This window comes from Candidatus Merdisoma sp. JLR.KK011, assembly GCF_036941125.1.
In the GTDB taxonomy this organism is placed as follows: Bacteria; Bacillota; Clostridia; order Lachnospirales; family Lachnospiraceae; genus Laedolimicola.
On the sequence record NZ_JAYWSZ010000003.1, the window covers coordinates 1,878,277 to 1,894,552 of the forward strand.

Sequence of the window (16,276 nt, forward strand, 5' to 3'; positions counted from 1 at the left end):
TGATTATGGAGGAAGAAAAACGCTCCAACCAAGGATATGAAATCATCGAGAGGTGTACCATCGGGAGTACAGAGCTTGTCATAGGGCATAACCCAAAAGCCCCCAACCCCTATGTGTGCTGGTACTGCAAGGGCGGGGACAATTATTTCTGGGGGCATTACTGTAACGAGCTGTCGGCGGCACGGGAGAAGCTCAATGAGCGATACCAGTCCGAGAGCCGTATGCCCTACAACAATCCCCCTGCCCCCAAGCAGAGGAACGGTGATGACCGTGGGCGATAAGAATACGGCTGCCAAGGACAGCCAGAAAAGATACGACTGTACGACCTGCCCCTATCCCCGATATAAGGACAAATACACCATCTTCTGCGATGTCTGTATCCGAAAGATTTTAGACGAGCAGAGAGAAAAAAAGCAGAGAAAGGAGAATCCCGATGGAGAATGAGGAAAAAAGGATGATAAGCTCTTACGAGGTCACGCAGAGCATCCACATCGGCAGAAAGGAAGTGGTGTTCGGCGTAGACGAAAAAGCGGAATATCCCTTTTTGGTCTGCCACTGCACCTACGACAATCCTCTGTCCGCAGAATGGGTGACGGATGCTGTCGGCTCGGATGACTATCTGGAAGCCATGCAGATTTTCACGGAGCGTGTGCAGGAACAGATAGGGCTTGTGAGAGCCGAGCAGGAACAGTTCAAGTTCGATATGAAACCGTTCACCATAGACGACTGCATCCCCGACAATAGGGGCGGCAGCATCGTGGGAAAAGTCGTTGTCATCAATGCCGAGGTCAACCGCTACGAATACCGCCATTCCGCCTATCAGCTTGTGCTTGCGGACGGCGGAAACGGTGCGACTGGCGGCAGGGGGCAGGCGGTATTCGGCACATGCCTTGCCACGGGCGAGCATCGCAGATGGGAAAGGTACGATGTCCTTGGGGAAATCAAGCCCGACCACATGCCCCAATGGGCAAAGGAAGCCCTTGCCAGAATCAAGGCGCAGGAGAAAGAGAAAAAATCTAAAAGCAGGGAGGGACGCTGATGGAGGTACGAGCTTTGACACAGCCCGAACAGAAATACACCTATTCCCAGAGTACGCAGATTGCAGGGCAGACGGGCTGTATCGGGCATCTGCGTGGAGATTTCGACAGCTCTGGGAACGGCTTTTATACCACATGGGATGACCATTGGGACAGGTGGAAAACGGACGAGTTCAAGGCGGAGCTTGACGAGGTTATCAATACACTCCGTGAGGGCAGGGGGCTTCTGCACAACCGCCGTGACATGGCGGCGTTTGCAAGGGCGAATCCCGATGCCGCCTTTATGGGGAACTACTGCACCGAGTACGGCTTCCGTGTGGATACGGAAAAGCACGCTTTCCTGCTCCGCTGCAACCCCACAAAAGGCGACTATAACTTTTACTGCTACTGCTACGTCAAGGACTGGCTTGACGGTCACATCCAGAAAGCCGGGCAGGGCATCCGCTTCATAGACCCCCATTATAATGAAAGGTTCCGCATCCCAGACGGCGGCAGAATCATCATCAGCTATGCGTGGGGAGAAAAGACGGAAAAGACCTGCCGTTTCATTGACGAGTACCACACCGAGGTAGGCAGCAGCCTTTACCACATCTGCGAATTTGCGGAGAAGATGAAGATGAACGGACACAGCTATGAGCCGAAGCCCGAAGAACCGCCGTCTCCCAAGAAAGCACCGAAGCACAAAGACCATGAACGATAAGGAGGAATGGAACTATGGCAGTAAACCAGAAAGCCGTCAAGGTCTTGAACAAGATTTTAGACGCAGGCTTTACCGAGGAAAAAGCCATCGCCGCCATGACGATGGACGACATCCTCTCCATGCAGGGCATCACGGTGGCGGACATCACCCTCATCAACGACCTGCAAAAGAGCATCAGGGCGAACAAGGTCATCACCTTTTTGGACGGTGGTGCGGAATGAGTACCGAGCTTATCAACCGTATCACCGTGAAGAAAGACGGCGTGTATCTATCTTCCCACAGCTCCAACGACACCGCCCCATTCCATTCGTGGCGGTGCAGCGGGCTGTCGGAGGTCTATGCCGCCGAGGGGCAGGCAGGGCTTGACCGTGAAGTTATCCGTATGCTCTATGAGTATGCACAGCTTCACGGTTCCCACAGAAGCCTTGACCGCTACCGCTACGCAAAGGACGCTCCCGCCGCCCACGCCATCTATAAGAGGTACATCGACCAGATAAATCACCGCTATGAGCAGATGGATAAGGCAGACCAAGACAGCGTCTGGTACAAGCCAACCGAAAATGCAAAGGAATACCGAGCCTTTAAGCGTGAGATGCACGATAAGATGTACGCCGAGATTGCCGGGCGTTGCGGCGAGTATGACCGAAAACACAGGAACAAGGATTTAGAGCGATAAGGAGGTGTGAGAATGGCTGCAAAGTACCAGCTCATCACGGAGCTGTATCAGCGGACGGGCGTCACCGTCACGAGGAACCCGCAGGCGTGGCAGGGCTTCCTGTCCTCTGCCTGCCGCAATTACAAGTGCCGCTTTGACGAGCAGCTCCTCATTTACGCCCAGAGACCCGATGCCACCGCCGTCACCACCATAGAGGTCTGGAACAAACTCTTTAAGCGGTGGGTGAACAAGGACAGCAAAGGCATCGCCGTATTCGACACCAAGGGGCGCAGGAACACCCTCAAATACTACTTCGACGTGTCGGACACCCACGAGGGCTACTACGGGAGCAGAGCCGTCCCCATATGTGTTGTTCTTCAGATTAAAAGAGCATTAGATTTGCAGATTATATTAGCAGGAAAGTAATCTATGATAGATTTCCCGTCACATTGTGGGAACATGGTTTCGCACATTATTCGGAACTGAAAATACCCCTATGCAAATTAATTGCGCAGGGGTATCTCTTCCTGAAAGGATCAGAATGGAAGTTCCTCTTCCTCTGTCAGTGGTTCAGGATATTTATAACGCAGGTACGCATACAGCAGCTCTCTCTCTTTCAGAAAATCTATGAGAGTGAGGATCTCACAGCCCAGAAAGGTCTGTGCATCCCGGAGGTACTTTTTTGTCTCCTCAAAAGAGCCATGGCCAGAGCGTCTGTCCGTATAAAAGTTAAACAGCTCCCTGTCCGAAAGCTCCCGTAAATCGAGAGGTTCCCTGACGGTGACCCACCGTGCCGTCCGATGCCATTCGATGAAGTCAAAAAAGGTACCATCTTCATGGATGGCCTGTTCCGGATTCTCATAGGGGCTGTTTCCAGCTTCCACCCAGGAACGCAGTTCCCCAAGTTCCAGCCAGCCAAGTGTCCCGGCATAGGCATCCTCCACCGCCTTAAGTTCCCGCTGCAGGGCTTTCCTTTTTATCTTATCCATAAGCGGCCTCCTATCCCAGTTCACAGTCGTTTATGGCCTGCATGACTGTGTCGGCATCCACCAGATCCAGCTTTTTTGCATCTGCACACAGCAGGCTCTGGCAGCAGAGGCGGTTAAGCACACGGGGCGTGCCGTCCGAAGCGTTCAGGATGGCCTCGGTGGCTCCTTCATCAAAGACGGCATGGCTGCATCCCGCCCCGTCAAGCTTTGCCCGGATGAAAGTCCTCCCCTCATCTTTCGTCATGCCCTCCATGTGGAAGTTCATCACGAGCCTCTGGCGCAGAGGCTCGTGGACGGACAGGCGCAGGGTATTGTTCAGCTGCCCCAGGCCGCACAAAAGGATCACGGCCCGGTCCCTGGAATCCATCTCGAAGTTAAACAGGAGTTTTAAGTCATTCAGGATTGCATTGCCTATATAATTCGCTTCATCAATAATGATGACGGGGGTCTTTTTCTTCTCCAGGCACAGCCGGCTGACTTCCTCCTGTATGGAACGGAAGTTATCCGGCTTGCGGAAGGAGGGCTGCCCGCCCAGGGATTCCACGAGGCTGCGGTAGAAATCCGAAACGGTGAGCGTGGAGAGGCAGGAATAGACCACCTTGTAGAGGGAAGGGTTCAGTGCTGCCGCCCAGTTTCTCACGGCAGTGGTCTTGCCCCGCCCCGGCCCGCCCGTGAGCAGGCCGAAGCCCTTTGTCTTAGCCAGATAGGAAAGGCGGAAGAGGGCTTCCCGGTACTGGGCCGTCTCCACCAGGATCTCTTTGGAATTCTTCAGGAAAGGGTTGAATTCCAGCCCGAAACGCAAAACCTCCATGGAATGTCCTTTTTCCATTTATCCCTCACCCCCTTCGGAAAGGAGGAGTTTTTCCCGCTTCACGGAAGCGTTCTCCTGCTTGTTCAAGAGCCTTACCGGGAGCAGGGTGCCGTCCGCCTCTGCCGCATAGACCTCGTCCATGCCCGGAGAGCAGCGCAGCCGTATCCTCTGCCTGGCAAAGCGCATGTCCACCTCATACTCCACGTTCCCGATGGTGACCACACTGTCTGCGGATACCCTGCGCTCCAGTTCCAGGAGGAAATCCGTTTTCATCTTTTCTTCCGGGAGACGGCGTACCTTTTCCGGCTCGGAGAAGAAACGTTCCTGAGGGGTGCTCCCCTTAAGGGAGGAATGGGCGGAAAGGTTGTAGCCTCGGACGTAGGCGCACAGGCTTCCGGAAAGGGCCTCCAGGGAAGGGAAATCCCGCATATCCAGGGAGGCCATCCACTGGTCCTTCATGGTCCGGAACCATCTCTCTACCTTGGCCTTGGCTGTCGGGGTATAGGGTCTGCAGTAATTAATGGTGGTTCCGATGCGGGCGGCCAGCAGTTCCATCTGTTTGTTCTTATAGGCGCTGCCGTTATCGAAACTATCACGATATCGTGATAGTGTCGACTATACCGATGTTTTGACTATTCCGACATTTTGAGCCGGAATGAGTGAATCAGGTCATTCAGGTTCAGAAATGTCGGAATAGTTTTTTACATTTACAGAGAGTAGATTTTCTCAAGGATGCCCCGGTCATCCCACTTTTTCCCTGCCCCTGTGTCTTCTTGATTCGTTGCGGACATAGACTTTGAAAGGGTTTCTATCGTCGCAAAGGCATAGAAACCGGAAGTGGTTGACATGCTTTCATGTCCTAAAAGCTGCTGGATATGGGCAAGGGGCATGCCGTTTTTATACAGGTCCATGGCCCGTGTTTTTCTTATCATATGGCAATGCGGCTGTCCTGGCATGGATGTGCCGTTTTCAACGCAAACCTTGCAATACCTTCTTATCATGGTTTCCACTGTATCATGGGACAATGGATGTATCCTGCCATGTGACCTTGCATAGAACAGGGGACAGTCTGCAGTGGTATCCCTGTGAAAGGCATGGAGATAACTTCTTAAATGTCTGACTGTCTTATCCATCAGTGGTATGTTGCGGTACTTCCTTCCTTTTCCAAGGATTGTCAGGTAAGCAATATCGGCATCAAGGTGGAGCTGGCTGACTGTCATCTCCAGAAGTTCAGATATCCTGGCTGCTGTGTCATAGTACAAAATAAGCATCATCTGGTTGCGTCTCCCGGTTGTTGTTTTTCCATCAGGGGCTGCCAGGAGGGCCTTCATTTGATAGCTTTCGAAATACTCAATGGGGTTTGCCGTGACTTTCAACCCTTTTACAGTGCATGCTTCAAGGTAGAGGGCCATCAGGTCAGTGCTGTTCTCATTTGCGGCATACTCCAGCAGGGCATGTATCGCCGTGATGCGCAGGTTGCAGGTTTTATAAGCATATTTTTTCGCATTAAGCATCCAATCAAGGAAGTCGGTGATGTTCTGCTTATTGAAATCAGAGAAGCAGATATCCGTCCTCCTTATTTTTTTCTCGGATTCAAGGTAATCAACGTACTTGTTCAGACTGTCCCGGTAAGCTTTTACTGTATTCGGGCTGGACTTTCTGATCTCCGGCAGCCTGTGGTCCACGTAATCCTTCGCCATTTGCCAGAACACGGCACTGTTTTTGGAGGCATCTTTCTTATTCTTCATAGGATACCTCCGGGATGACATCTTCAAGGGCGTCTGTCATGCTTTTGTATGTAGGGAAGAACTCAGGGACAAAATGAAAATAGTAAAGCGTCCCGCTCACGCTTTGATGCCCCATATACCTCATAAGGTAAGGAAGCATCACATTCAGGTCCAGCCCCTCCGCAGCCCAGCGGTTGAGGTTGGACCATGCGAAATGGTGGCGGAAGTCATAGGCCCTCGGCCGTGTCGCCATTTCAAAATCCGGGAACGCTTCCAGCCAAAAACGTCTGAAATTGCTGGAAACAAACAGTGATGAGTAACAGCCTCCCGTACTGCTTGGGAAATAGTATTCCCTGCCAGGAAAAAGGATGCCTATACGCACATCGTAATCAGCCAGGTATCCAGCCAGCTCATGGCTTATAAAAATCCTGCGGCTCTTCGGGCCCTTTGACTGGATGACATCGATATAATGATCCTGCGTATGCACGTTGACGCGAAGGAGCGTGCGTACTTCCTTGCACCGCAGCCCGCAGCAATAAAGCAGCCGAAACAATGCAGGCAGAACTATTTCCCTTCCCCTGAAAGAACTATTGGGCTTAATGGCATCGAGCTTTTCAAAGAACGCATCGACCTCTTTTTCCGTGAAGAAATACGGATTCTCCGCAGTAGGCTGGGATGCCGTTTTGGGCGGAATCACATAAGACTCCTTAAATCCGCGTGCCAGCAGGTATCTGCTGAATTCCCGGAGGACAGCTGCCATCTGGTACAGCGTACCCGGGGAGCCGGTTAATGAGGAAAGGAATTCATCCGTTGTGTCCTTAACGGGTACAGGTGAAGACGTCCTTGCCCCAGCGAACTGGACATATCGGTTCAGCAGGTACTCCTGCGCCTCATAGGCATAGCCTATGGAACGCTTGTAATTGATAAACTCCGTGGCGTTTTCCCTAAGTGTACGGCTATCCATGGCATGCACCTCCTCTCGGAAGGGGAAGTGTGCATTCCGCAAGTTTGGCATTATCCGTCGTTATGTATATCATCACGCTGTCCTTATTTCCATGGCCAAGGGCTTCTGATATGACAGGAAGCGGCACTCCGTTCCTGAGCATGCGCGAAGCAGTGCTGTGGCGGGTGATCCGGGTTCCATAGCTCCGCCCTTTGGCTTCAATGTCAGAATCATTGACCACGTTGAACAGGATGTTCCGGATTCCCGCATGGCTCATCAAGGGGCCATGGGGAGCGACGGACCTGAGAAAAACGAAATCCAGGTCTGACACAGGCCGTTCATTCAGAAGGCAGTCGACAAGCGCATTTCCAATGGCCTCTGTCAATGGGATATCATGGGTCCTTCCCGTCTTCTGCTGCACGATATGGATGATGCCATGTTCCCAGTCAATGTCCCGCAGCCTGACCGCACAGATGTCCACCGCCCTTAAGCCTGTATTCATGGCCAGTATCGTTATCGCTTTATTTCGGAACGACAGGCCTTCTGCCTCGTCAAGATGGGCGATGATCCTGTTGTATTCATCATCACTGTATACCTTGAGTATGTCACGCTTTTTTGGCAAATGCCCAGGTATTTCGGGCAGAAATGGTTCTGTTTCCCCAAACATGGAGAGGAACAGTTTCAAGCCTGGCATATGCGCCCCGAGACTGGTTGCCTGGTAACGTTCGCTGCATATGACGGATATAAAAGCTGCGATATCACCACGTTTAACGTCAGCAAGGGATCTATATCCTTTTCCCTCCAGATATTCAATAAAGTAGTAGGTGAACCTGCGGTATCCATCAATCGTATTCGGCTTAAGTTCCCGGTTCGTCAGCTCCGAGAGGAACTTTAAGAAGCTGGTTCGAAGCGCATCGGATTCAACGGGAAAAGCCGCACAATGTAATGCGGGGGTCCAATCAACAGTGCCTGTTGCCAGGTAAGACTCAACAAGCTTTATGCATCTCTTATATGCAACAGTCCGCTCGTGATGATAACGCTCCGTATTTTCTGGGACCACATGGGACTGGTCGCCTATAAAGGCCTGACCCAACTCAATAGTATAGTAATTATCCCCCCTTTCTTTCGCCATGCGGCAGAGCCTCCTGAAGAGGGTTACATAAAACCCCCTTGTTGATTCCATGAACCCGGATGCATCCATTTGAGAAAGAATAGCATCCGTAAGTTCAGTTAGCTTTAGTGTGCTTCTATCCATAAGCCACACCTCCTTTCGTGGAAAGTATGGCATAGAAACCATTAACTGACCATAAAAACTATTCCGATATTTCTCAGCAAAGAATCATATATTTCAAGCAGATTTGACATATGTCGGAATAGTCAAAACATCGGTATAGTCGAAATTGAACATCCTGGGCACGCCGTACTTTGCCACAGCGCTTTTCATCACTGACATGAGGTTTACGAAGGTATCCTCGAAGAACACCCCTGCCCCGGTGACAAGGCGGCTTGCGTCATCGATCAGGGCGATCACATATACCCTGCGTTTCCTGCCGTCTGCTGTCCTGAGGTACGGCCCGACGCTGGAATCCCCGCACCAGACTTCGTTCACATGGGGGCGTTCATAGCGCCGCATATCCTGGACGGGCGTACTTCCTGCTTCCAGGGCGAGCCGGTTCACATACCTGTTCACAGTGGACTCGGAGACTTCGCCGCCTTTTATGCTGCCGTCCTCCTTTAACTGCCGGAAAATGGCGGCTGCACCCATGCGGGGATAGCGTCCTTTCAGATATGAGATTTTTTCTTTCAGGTCATCGTCCAGCTTTCTGGATCTGCCGCAGTCGTTCCTCCCGGCAGGAAGCAGGGCGTCAAATCCCCCTTTCTGGTAGCTGAAATACCATTTGTAGAGTGTTTTGGGTGCATAATTCCTGACCTCCCCGTCCGGATGCAGCAGTCCTTTTTGTGATGTTTTCTCCAGATAGTCCGCCAGATTCCGGTACCCTTCCGGCAGGCCGGGGATGAGCGGAGCGATGGCCGAATAGCGCATCAGCGCGATGGCATGTCTGTATTCCTGTTCCATTGATCTGAAACCTCCTTATGTTTTTATGTCATCATAAGGAAAAGGGGCATGGGAGTCACCCAAAGTTATGTAGGCGGCACAAAGAGGAGGTTCCTGGTATTTTTTATCTGCATGAACTGGCGTCCGAAAAGTCGGATGCAGGACTTAGTGAGGGCATGGGCGGGGGACAGCGGGAGACTTTCGCTTAAGAGACGCTGCCGGAGGGAAGGAGGGCATGGGTGGCATTGCAGAGGCTGCACTGCACCCTGCGTATGACAAGGGGGATCTTTCCCAGTGCTGTTTTTATGGAGCGGGTATAGGCCCCGTGCCCTGCGAGGCAGCCGCAGTGGCCGCAGGAACACTCCAGCTGGCAGATCTGGATGGAATCCATGGCATCATCATAAAATTCCTGTGAAATTTCGTTGCATTCTTCTGTGATTACTGTTATCATATCCTTGTCTGTGGCGGAACCGTCCGCCATGGTGTGAGTAAGGACAGGGACACAAACTTTGGTCGGTGAGGGTTCCTGTCCTTTTTTCTGCGTATCAGATAAAAGGATAGCACAAAAGGTATGGAGATGAAATAATCTGACGGAAAATATATCAGATTAAAATATCCCATACCTTATTTAATTTGGAGAAAAACTGAGGATTTTGGTTCAGATAAACTAACGAATAACAATCCGTCCAGACCACCAAGGAGAACATCATCAAGGCAAAGGACAAGGTGGCAGACTTTAAGGAAAAAAGGGCGGCAAAAGCCGCAGAGAAACAGAAAGCCCAGGCTGCTGCAGAACGGAACGGCTCACAGCCCCATCACGGGGCGGCGAGCCGTTCCCCTGCCCCCGATAACCCCGCAAATGCAGGCGAAAAAGCAAAGAGCCGCTTTATCAAGACCAGACAGCAGGGAAAGCAGACCATCAAGATCACCGCCCGAAATGCCGAAAAGACGGTAAAATCTACCGCCCAAGGCGCGGTAAAAACGAAAGAAGCCGCCAGAGCCGCCGCCCAAGGTACGGTAAAATCAAAAGATGCCGCCAGAGCTGCCGCCAAGGGTACGGTCAAGACAGCGGAGAAAGGCATCAAGACCGCCCAGACCACCTCTAAAGCGGCGATTAAGACCACGGAGCAGACCGCCAAGGCAGCGAAAGCGGCGGCAAAGACTTCTGTAAAGACAGCCCAGAAAGCGGCACAGGCGACAAAAGCCACCGCCAAGGCGACAGCCTACGCAGTGAAAGTGGCAGTCAAAGCCACCCTTGCGGCAATCAAGGCGATTATCGCAGGCACAAAGGCTCTGATAGCGGCAATCATGGCAGGCGGGTGGATTGCCGTTGCGGTGATACTCATTATCTGCCTTATCGGGCTGCTTGTCGGCTCGGTGTTCGGCATCTTCTTTTCGGGCGAGGACTCTGGCAACGGAATGACGATGCAGACCGTAGTCCGTGAAATCAACGCCGACTACGACAGCCGCCTTGATGAAATCATAGGCGGCACATCCCACGATGTACTGGAGATGTCTGGAAGCCGTGCGGTCTGGAAAGAGGTGCTTGCAGTGTACTCCGTCAAGACCACCACCGACCCAGACAACCCGCAGGAAGTCGCCACGATGGACGATAACAAGAAGCAGCTCCTAAAGGACATCTTCTGGGAGATGAACGAAATCAGCTTCCGCACCGAGAGCAAGACCGAAACCCAGATAACCGAGAGCGATGACGGTCACGGGAACATCGTGGAAACGGGAACCACCGTCACCCAGACCTATCTTTATATCACCGTGAGCCACAAGACCGCCGGGGAAATGGCAGACAAATACGGCTTCAACGAGGAACAGCGGCAGCAGCTATCGGAATTACTTGCCGAGGAAAACAATTCCCTCTGGTCAGCGGTGCTTTACGGCATCACCATCGGGGACGGCGAAATCGTCACCGTGGCTCTGTCGCAGGTGGGAAACGCAGGCGGCGAGCCGTACTGGAGCTGGTACGGCTTTGACGGGCGTGTGGAATGGTGTGCCTGCTTCGTTTCGTGGTGTGCCGACCAGTGCGGCTATATCGACAGCGGCGTTATCCCCAAGTTTGCGGGATGCGTCAACGGCTCCCAGTGGTTTAAGGACAGGGGACAATGGCAGGACGGCAGCTTTACGCCAGAAGCAGGACAAATCATCTTCTTTGACTGGGAGGGTGACGGGGAAACCGACCATGTAGGCATCGTAGAACGGTGCGAGAACGGCATCGTCTACACCGTGGAGGGCAACTCTGGAGATGCGTGTCGGCAGCGGAGCTACCCTGTCGGTAGCAGTTCTATCTACGGATACGGCATCCCTGCCTATTAAAATCGGGCAAAAGAAAAACAGAGGGGCTTATTCCTCTGTTTCCTCTTTTGCCTTACATAGTCCGTTTACAGTTGCTTCTATGACGGAAAGCTCCCTATCGTCCAATCGGTCAAGAGAGGTATCCAAACGTCTGCGGACAGAGCTTTTAGCAGCTCTTCTATCCGTATGTATATATTCGTCAACCGAAATGTCGAACATTGTGATAAGCTGAATAAACAACTCAATACTTGGGTACTGTCCCTCATTTTCAACCGCTTGAAGATGCCGTATATCATAATCAACGATATTGGCAAGCTGTTCCCTTGTCATACCTCTGGCTTTTCTGGCATCTTTTATTGCTTGTTCTATGGGTGTAAAATCAAACTTAAAACTATTGTTTCTCTTATCCATAAGTCCACCACCTATCTTCTGAAAATTTTACCCTTATATTTTACAGAGATATGGCTTCTGGTTGAACGATTTGAAATCTCTCTAAACGGGATATTAAATCTCCTATAACAAGAAGCAAAAACTCATATTTGCACAGTTGATATTGTTTATGCAAACAGATATACTACGAAAAGAACGCTTGGATACAAGTAAAAAACATAAAAATTTCAAATCTACACAATAGATTCACATTACTCTGTTATAATTGCGGTTAGGAGGTGCACCATGAGTAAAATCTTAATTGTTGAGGACGATTTATCTATACAGGCTTTGTTGCAAGACTTTATACAGGAAGCAGGATATCATGTTGTATTGGCGACTGATGGAGTGGAAGCCCTTGCGAAGTATTCCGAACAGAGCTTTGATTTGATATTGCTTGATATTATGCTCCCCAAAATAGACGGATATGGTGTATGCGAGGTTATTCGTCAAAAATCGGATGTACCTATTATCATGCTCACGGCATTGGATGACGAAGAAAATCAGCTTAAGGGACTGGACTTACAAGCTGATGATTATATCACAAAGCCCTTTTCTATGCCCGTACTACTAAGGAAAATCGCCGCTGTCCTGCGCCGTTCATCAAAGCACAGTGATATGCCGCAGACTATGACCTATAAAAGCCTAATACTGGACTTAGAGGGATATAAGGTTTATATCGGGGAGAAAAGCATAGATTTAACACCCCGTGAATTTGAGATTCTACGGGAACTGTTGACCCATAAAGGCAGGATTCTGACACGACAGAACCTGTTGCAAACGCTTTGGAAGTATGAGTTTTTCGGAGAAGAACGGATTGTTGACACACACATAAAGAACTTACGGAAAAAACTTGGTGCTGCTGACTACATAGAAACGATTAGAGGGGTGGGATATAGAATTGATAAAGAAGATTAAAAGCCGATTATCTGTTAAAGTTTTTTTGCTGACATTGTTATTGATAGCGGTGTGTTGTTTTACAACATATAGTTTCATTTTACAGGCTGCCCCAAAAAACTATCAGTATGACATAGAAGATGTCGATTTGGAACTTAGCTTTTTGCCCGATGAATTATCGAGAACCGAAAAAGAATACGTTTATATGTTTCTTGAAGCTGAGTCTGAACGGATAGGGAAACAATACGAAAATGAATTTGAACTGCATTTCTTTCAGTCTGACGGACAGGAAGTGAGCTTACATGATATTAACCAACTTGTCGGTGGGCAGATTACAGATTTTGATAAAGTTGAAAAAACAAAACCCTACACCGCTTCATTTGCTGATAGCGATTCGATTTATACGTTATTGGTAACAAGGAATACTGCAAAACATACCCAGACAGAAGAAGCGATACAAGGGACGCTCCCGGTGCTTTGCCTTGTCGTATTGTTAGGTTCTATCATTTCAGCCTTTTTCTATTCATGGTATATGACTGCGCCTATTAAGAAAGTGAGCAAACTTTCAAAGCAAATGGCAGATATGGATTTTAGCGGATTTTGTTCTGCCGGGCGCACTGATGAAATAGGTGTGTTATCTGACAGCCTAAATACACTCTCCCGGAAATTGGAGGTGGCTCTTTCAGAATTGCAGGAAGCCAACCAAAAGCTGCAAGCTGATATTGACATGGAAAGGCGGCTTGAAAAACAGCGGGTAGAATTTTTTGCAGCAGCTTCCCATGAATTAAAAACGCCTATCACCATTATCAAAGGACAGCTTCAAGGTATGCTCTATCAAGTGGGACGCTATAAAGACCGGGAAACGTATCTTGCACAGTCTTTGGAAATTATGGACACTTTAGGAAAAATGGTACAAGAGCTTTTAACAATATCCCGATTAGACACTCCGGGTTATACTTGCAAAAAAAATAATCTTAATCTTAGCAATTTCATAATTGACCGCGTTACAGCGTTTGAAGATTTATTCATGCAAAAAGATTTGACGGTTGAACAATCCATATCCCCGGAAATTTATGTTTTAGGCGATATGCAGCTACTTCAAAAAGCATTGGATAATCTTTTAGGAAATGCGGCGGCGTATTCGGGAGCCGGAAATCAAGTATTGATAAAGTTATGGAAAGAAACTGAAACAACCACCCTTACGATTGAGAATACAGGCGCACATATCCCCGACGAAGCTATTCCCAAACTGTTTGAACCATTTTACAGGGTAGACCAGTCAAGAAACAGGCAAACAGGCGGCACAGGATTAGGATTGTATATTGTAAAAACAATTTTTGATTTGCATGGTGCGAAAGTTGAAATTGCTAATACTATTCAAGGTGTTATCGTTTCTGTACAGTTTTAGCACATATATTTCAAAGGCGGCGAGCAGTTAGCTTGCCGCTTTTTCTATCTCCACATAAAAAACATATTCAATTCAAAGTAGATTCAAGTTAGGACGGTATTCTTTAACTGTACCCGGAAAAGGTAACAAAAAAACTGTTGTTCACAGAAAGGAGATTCTACTATGAAAAAATGTTTACCCATCATCTTTGCCGCCCTCTTAATGGTAAGTGCGCTAACAGGGTGCGCAGGACGAAATTCTTCGCCCGAACAAAACAATGCTACCGCGCAGAGCAGCAAAACCAACATTAGCCAACCTGTAACATCAACAACCGGGGCTTCAAGCCCGACCATTTCCCCTAATACGTCTGCTGCATATGAAAAACTGATTGCATACAAGACCGAGGGCTACGGGCAGCAGAGCATAGCCGATTTTAACACAACACTTGCTTCAACGCCCGATGAATTGACAGAGTTCCTTGCCGCAGTAGCTGATGTAATAAGTACCATATCCCCCGATGACGAAAATTATGATTTCTTCACTACAACAATCAGTTTTTCGTCACAGGAATTATATGGTGAGCATATGGGAGAGGAATTTTTTATTTCTATGCCACTCTCCAAACTAAGCAGACCTTGCGACTATTTGGACGATGAGGGGGAAACGGTATATGATTTTACCTGTTTCGTTGATGCAACTGCCGTTTATTCTATCCAAGCCCCGAAATTTGTATCAGTGGCAGAACGAGATAAGGCGTTGCTTACATTCAAAGAAGAAATGCAAAATTACTTGAATGGTCTAAGTGAAGAAGAAATTGTGGGCGGCGATATTAAAAAAATGCTCACAGACAAGTCCACTGAACTTGCAAATAGCTTGTCTACCGAAAATATGAAACTATCGCCTTGTGACATTTATATGATTGAAATTCACAACGCAGGAACAGAAATCACTAAATAAAAATGCACTTGCCTTAATCTGCCGCACGACGGCAAAAGAAAAAAAGTCGTCGTACAGCAGGGATATTTTCACACGCCTATTCTTACACGGCGGCTTTTGAGAAATCGAAGCCGCCGTTTTTTGTTGTAAAAGAGCTTTTTAAAGCATGATAAAAAAGTGGCGGCATATGGGAGGATGCCGCTATGGTACATAAACAATCTCAATTTGATATATCAGAGGTTCATTTGTCAAAAAAATTTCTACTTACACATGGGGATTTTACACCTCAAAAGTAGAAGCAAAATCTCTGCATAATAGAAATAAATTCTCTTCAAACCGTATGGGTGTGACAGCCTTTGCGGTTTTTCTTTTGTCGTTTTTTGCAGAAATACGCCGCAAGGCTCTTTCTGCCGTGGGATGCCGTTCCCCACCTCTCTATCTGGATTAGTTTGACATCTGTTAAACAGCAATCTTCTTGACCTAACGGTCAAGAAGCGTCGCAGGCAGAAGCCTGCTCAATTCAGATTGGAGGTACTTACGGTGAAGTATGCACCAAGAAAGGTCTATATCAAGGAAAATGGCGGCTACACGGAATTGTCTTATGAGGACTTCTGCCGCCGCAGGGAAACGGACGGAACTTATAAGGACAAGCTCTTTATCCCCGTGCAGGGCTGTCTGATTGAGACGGAACAAACACACTACATCGAGTTCTATCGGGACAAGGAACGGTGGCATTATCTGCAAAAGCTCGATGCAGACAACAGCCTGCTGTCTTTAGAAGCGATAGAAAATGCTGATGACAGTGGTAACGGTTTTGAGTTTATAGCTGATGAAGCGGTAAATGTTGCGGAAACCGTTGTCCGCAGAATGATGTTGGACAAGCTGAAATCTTCCCTCACACTGCTGTCGGAAGAAGAACGGAAGCTCATACAACAGCATTTCTATGAGGGCAAATCGCAGGTTGAGTTAAGCCGTATCTATGGGATTAACCAGTCCAGCGTCAGCAGGCACATTATGAAAATCCTGCAAAAGCTCAAAAAACTTTTGGAAAATTAAATTTTCCGTGCATAGCCCCCTCATTTTTTCCTTTGGAAAAGTGAGGGGGCTTTTCTATGGGCTTCCCGCAGCTCCTTGACAACCGAATACCCATTCACCAAATACATTCTCTTTGTGATTGTGATGAGCAAAAGCGTGTGCAGCGGTACGCCATGACCTGCCGAAAAAGCAGAAGCGATGAAAGGTGGTGAGCGGAAACTACCGACTCAAAATATCGGGCAGCCCCCGATTTCGCCATGACCCACAAAGAGGACAATGATACTCCCGTCCAGTCACAGTCCGAGCGGTAGCCAATCCGTCGCAGGCAATGAGGGCGGCTCTGTCAGACCGACAGTTGGGGTGCGAT

18 protein-coding genes and 3 pseudogenes are annotated in these 16,276 nt (G+C 49.0%); 12 read left to right on the top strand and 9 right to left on the bottom strand.

Annotated features, from left to right (window positions below; all coding sequences use genetic code 11):
• Positions 1-5: 5 nt before the first annotated feature.
• From VV089_RS10155 to VV089_RS10185, 7 genes and pseudogenes are all read left to right on the top strand, one after another.
• Positions 6-281: a hypothetical protein gene (locus VV089_RS10155; protein ID WP_334335791.1), complete on the top strand. Its 276-nt coding sequence runs from the start codon at positions 6-8 to the stop codon at positions 279-281.
• Complete coding sequence (locus VV089_RS10160) at positions 265-444, top strand: hypothetical protein (protein WP_442891513.1); 180 nt, start codon at positions 265-267, stop codon at positions 442-444. The genes VV089_RS10155 and VV089_RS10160 overlap by 17 nt, the downstream gene beginning before the upstream one ends.
• Positions 434-1,039, top strand: a complete 606-nt coding sequence (locus VV089_RS10165) for a hypothetical protein (protein ID WP_334335793.1) — start codon at positions 434-436, stop codon at positions 1,037-1,039. The genes VV089_RS10160 and VV089_RS10165 overlap by 11 nt, the downstream gene beginning before the upstream one ends.
• Entirely contained in the window at positions 1,039-1,737 is a 699-nt protein-coding gene (locus tag VV089_RS10170) for a hypothetical protein (RefSeq protein ID WP_334335794.1), read from the top strand. The genes VV089_RS10165 and VV089_RS10170 overlap by 1 nt, the downstream gene beginning before the upstream one ends.
• A 14-nt stretch (positions 1,738-1,751) precedes the next feature.
• Positions 1,752-1,958: a hypothetical protein gene (locus VV089_RS10175; protein WP_334335795.1), complete on the top strand. Its 207-nt coding sequence runs from the start codon at positions 1,752-1,754 to the stop codon at positions 1,956-1,958.
• Positions 1,955-2,413 carry a hypothetical protein gene (locus VV089_RS10180; RefSeq protein WP_334335796.1) on the top strand — a complete coding sequence of 153 codons (459 nt, stop codon included), beginning with the start codon at positions 1,955-1,957 and terminating at the stop codon, positions 2,411-2,413. Before VV089_RS10175 ends, VV089_RS10180 begins: the two co-directional genes overlap by 4 nt.
• A 12-nt stretch (positions 2,414-2,425) precedes the next feature.
• Positions 2,426-2,758 (top strand): annotated as a pseudogene (locus VV089_RS10185) (hypothetical protein); the annotation flags it as partial.
• A 170-nt stretch (positions 2,759-2,928) separates the two neighbouring features.
• Here VV089_RS10185 and VV089_RS10190 read toward each other — a convergent pair.
• The 8 genes and pseudogenes from VV089_RS10190 to VV089_RS10225 form a co-directional block, all read right to left on the bottom strand.
• Positions 2,929-3,381, bottom strand: coding sequence for a hypothetical protein (locus VV089_RS10190; protein WP_334335798.1), 453 nt, complete (start codon positions 3,379-3,381; stop codon positions 2,929-2,931).
• Positions 3,382-3,391: 10 nt separating this feature from the next.
• A complete protein-coding gene (locus tag VV089_RS10195) occupies positions 3,392-4,210 on the bottom strand; it encodes an ExeA family protein (protein WP_334335799.1) in 819 nt (272 codons plus the stop codon).
• A pseudogene (locus VV089_RS10200) lies at positions 4,211-4,783 on the bottom strand (integrase core domain-containing protein); the annotation flags it as partial. It lies immediately after the preceding gene.
• Between the two features lie 116 nt (positions 4,784-4,899).
• The gene (locus VV089_RS10205; RefSeq protein WP_334335801.1) at positions 4,900-5,940 is read right to left on the bottom strand and encodes a tyrosine-type recombinase/integrase; all 1,041 of its coding nucleotides are present in this window, start codon (positions 5,938-5,940) and stop codon (positions 4,900-4,902) included.
• On the bottom strand, positions 5,930-6,883 hold the full coding sequence (locus VV089_RS10210; RefSeq protein ID WP_172543525.1) for a tyrosine-type recombinase/integrase: 954 nt from the start codon (positions 6,881-6,883) through the stop codon (positions 5,930-5,932). The genes VV089_RS10205 and VV089_RS10210 overlap by 11 nt, the downstream gene beginning before the upstream one ends.
• Positions 6,876-7,994, bottom strand: a complete 1,119-nt coding sequence (locus VV089_RS10215) for a tyrosine-type recombinase/integrase (protein WP_334335802.1) — start codon at positions 7,992-7,994, stop codon at positions 6,876-6,878. The genes VV089_RS10210 and VV089_RS10215 overlap by 8 nt, the downstream gene beginning before the upstream one ends.
• A gap of 261 nt (positions 7,995-8,255) precedes the next feature.
• Positions 8,256-8,939, bottom strand: a pseudogene (locus tag VV089_RS10220) (helix-turn-helix domain-containing protein); the annotation flags it as partial.
• Positions 8,940-9,123: 184 nt separating this feature from the next.
• Entirely contained in the window at positions 9,124-9,369 is a 246-nt protein-coding gene (locus tag VV089_RS10225; protein ID WP_334335804.1) for a DUF6431 domain-containing protein, read from the bottom strand.
• A gap of 275 nt (positions 9,370-9,644) precedes the next feature.
• On the opposite strand from VV089_RS10225, the gene VV089_RS10230 reads away from it, so the two are divergent.
• Positions 9,645-11,246: a CHAP domain-containing protein gene (locus VV089_RS10230; protein ID WP_334335805.1), complete on the top strand. Its 1,602-nt coding sequence runs from the start codon at positions 9,645-9,647 to the stop codon at positions 11,244-11,246.
• A gap of 27 nt (positions 11,247-11,273) precedes the next feature.
• Here the strand turns inward: VV089_RS10230 and VV089_RS10235 are convergent, their stop codons facing one another.
• Positions 11,274-11,636 (bottom strand): helix-turn-helix transcriptional regulator, encoded by a 363-nt coding sequence (locus VV089_RS10235; RefSeq protein WP_334335806.1) that lies wholly within the window; start codon positions 11,634-11,636, stop codon positions 11,274-11,276.
• Between the two features lie 264 nt (positions 11,637-11,900).
• On the opposite strand from VV089_RS10235, the gene VV089_RS10240 reads away from it, so the two are divergent.
• From VV089_RS10240 to VV089_RS10255, 4 genes are all read left to right on the top strand, one after another.
• Positions 11,901-12,572 carry a response regulator transcription factor gene (locus VV089_RS10240; protein WP_334335807.1) on the top strand — a complete coding sequence of 224 codons (672 nt, stop codon included), beginning with the start codon at positions 11,901-11,903 and terminating at the stop codon, positions 12,570-12,572.
• Positions 12,556-13,959 carry a sensor histidine kinase gene (locus VV089_RS10245; protein WP_334335808.1) on the top strand — a complete coding sequence of 468 codons (1,404 nt, stop codon included), beginning with the start codon at positions 12,556-12,558 and terminating at the stop codon, positions 13,957-13,959. Before VV089_RS10240 ends, VV089_RS10245 begins: the two co-directional genes overlap by 17 nt.
• A gap of 162 nt (positions 13,960-14,121) precedes the next feature.
• The gene (locus VV089_RS10250; protein ID WP_305139292.1) at positions 14,122-14,895 is read left to right on the top strand and encodes a hypothetical protein; all 774 of its coding nucleotides are present in this window, start codon (positions 14,122-14,124) and stop codon (positions 14,893-14,895) included.
• A 519-nt stretch (positions 14,896-15,414) separates the two neighbouring features.
• Positions 15,415-15,930, top strand: coding sequence for a sigma-70 family RNA polymerase sigma factor (locus VV089_RS10255; protein WP_334335809.1), 516 nt, complete (start codon positions 15,415-15,417; stop codon positions 15,928-15,930).
• Positions 15,931-16,276 lie beyond the last annotated feature (346 nt).

Coding starts and splice junctions, on each gene's coding strand:
- VV089_RS10155 (WP_334335791.1), top strand. CDS start 6: ATGGAGGAAGAAAAACGCTCCAACCAAGGATATGAAATCATCGAGAGG.
- VV089_RS10160 (WP_442891513.1), top strand. CDS start 265: ATGACCGTGGGCGATAAGAATACGGCTGCCAAGGACAGCCAGAAAAGA.
- VV089_RS10165 (WP_334335793.1), top strand. CDS start 434: ATGGAGAATGAGGAAAAAAGGATGATAAGCTCTTACGAGGTCACGCAG.
- VV089_RS10170 (WP_334335794.1), top strand. CDS start 1,039: ATGGAGGTACGAGCTTTGACACAGCCCGAACAGAAATACACCTATTCC.
- VV089_RS10175 (WP_334335795.1), top strand. CDS start 1,752: ATGGCAGTAAACCAGAAAGCCGTCAAGGTCTTGAACAAGATTTTAGAC.
- VV089_RS10180 (WP_334335796.1), top strand. CDS start 1,955: ATGAGTACCGAGCTTATCAACCGTATCACCGTGAAGAAAGACGGCGTG.
- VV089_RS10190 (WP_334335798.1), bottom strand. CDS start 3,381: ATGGATAAGATAAAAAGGAAAGCCCTGCAGCGGGAACTTAAGGCGGTG.
- VV089_RS10195 (WP_334335799.1), bottom strand. CDS start 4,210: ATGGAAAAAGGACATTCCATGGAGGTTTTGCGTTTCGGGCTGGAATTC.
- VV089_RS10205 (WP_334335801.1), bottom strand. CDS start 5,940: ATGAAGAATAAGAAAGATGCCTCCAAAAACAGTGCCGTGTTCTGGCAA.
- VV089_RS10210 (WP_172543525.1), bottom strand. CDS start 6,883: ATGGATAGCCGTACACTTAGGGAAAACGCCACGGAGTTTATCAATTAC.
- VV089_RS10215 (WP_334335802.1), bottom strand. CDS start 7,994: ATGGCGAAAGAAAGGGGGGATAATTACTATACTATTGAGTTGGGTCAG.
- VV089_RS10225 (WP_334335804.1), bottom strand. CDS start 9,369: ATGATAACAGTAATCACAGAAGAATGCAACGAAATTTCACAGGAATTT.
- VV089_RS10235 (WP_334335806.1), bottom strand. CDS start 11,636: ATGGATAAGAGAAACAATAGTTTTAAGTTTGATTTTACACCCATAGAA.
- VV089_RS10240 (WP_334335807.1), top strand. CDS start 11,901: ATGAGTAAAATCTTAATTGTTGAGGACGATTTATCTATACAGGCTTTG.
- VV089_RS10250 (WP_305139292.1), top strand. CDS start 14,122: ATGAAAAAATGTTTACCCATCATCTTTGCCGCCCTCTTAATGGTAAGT.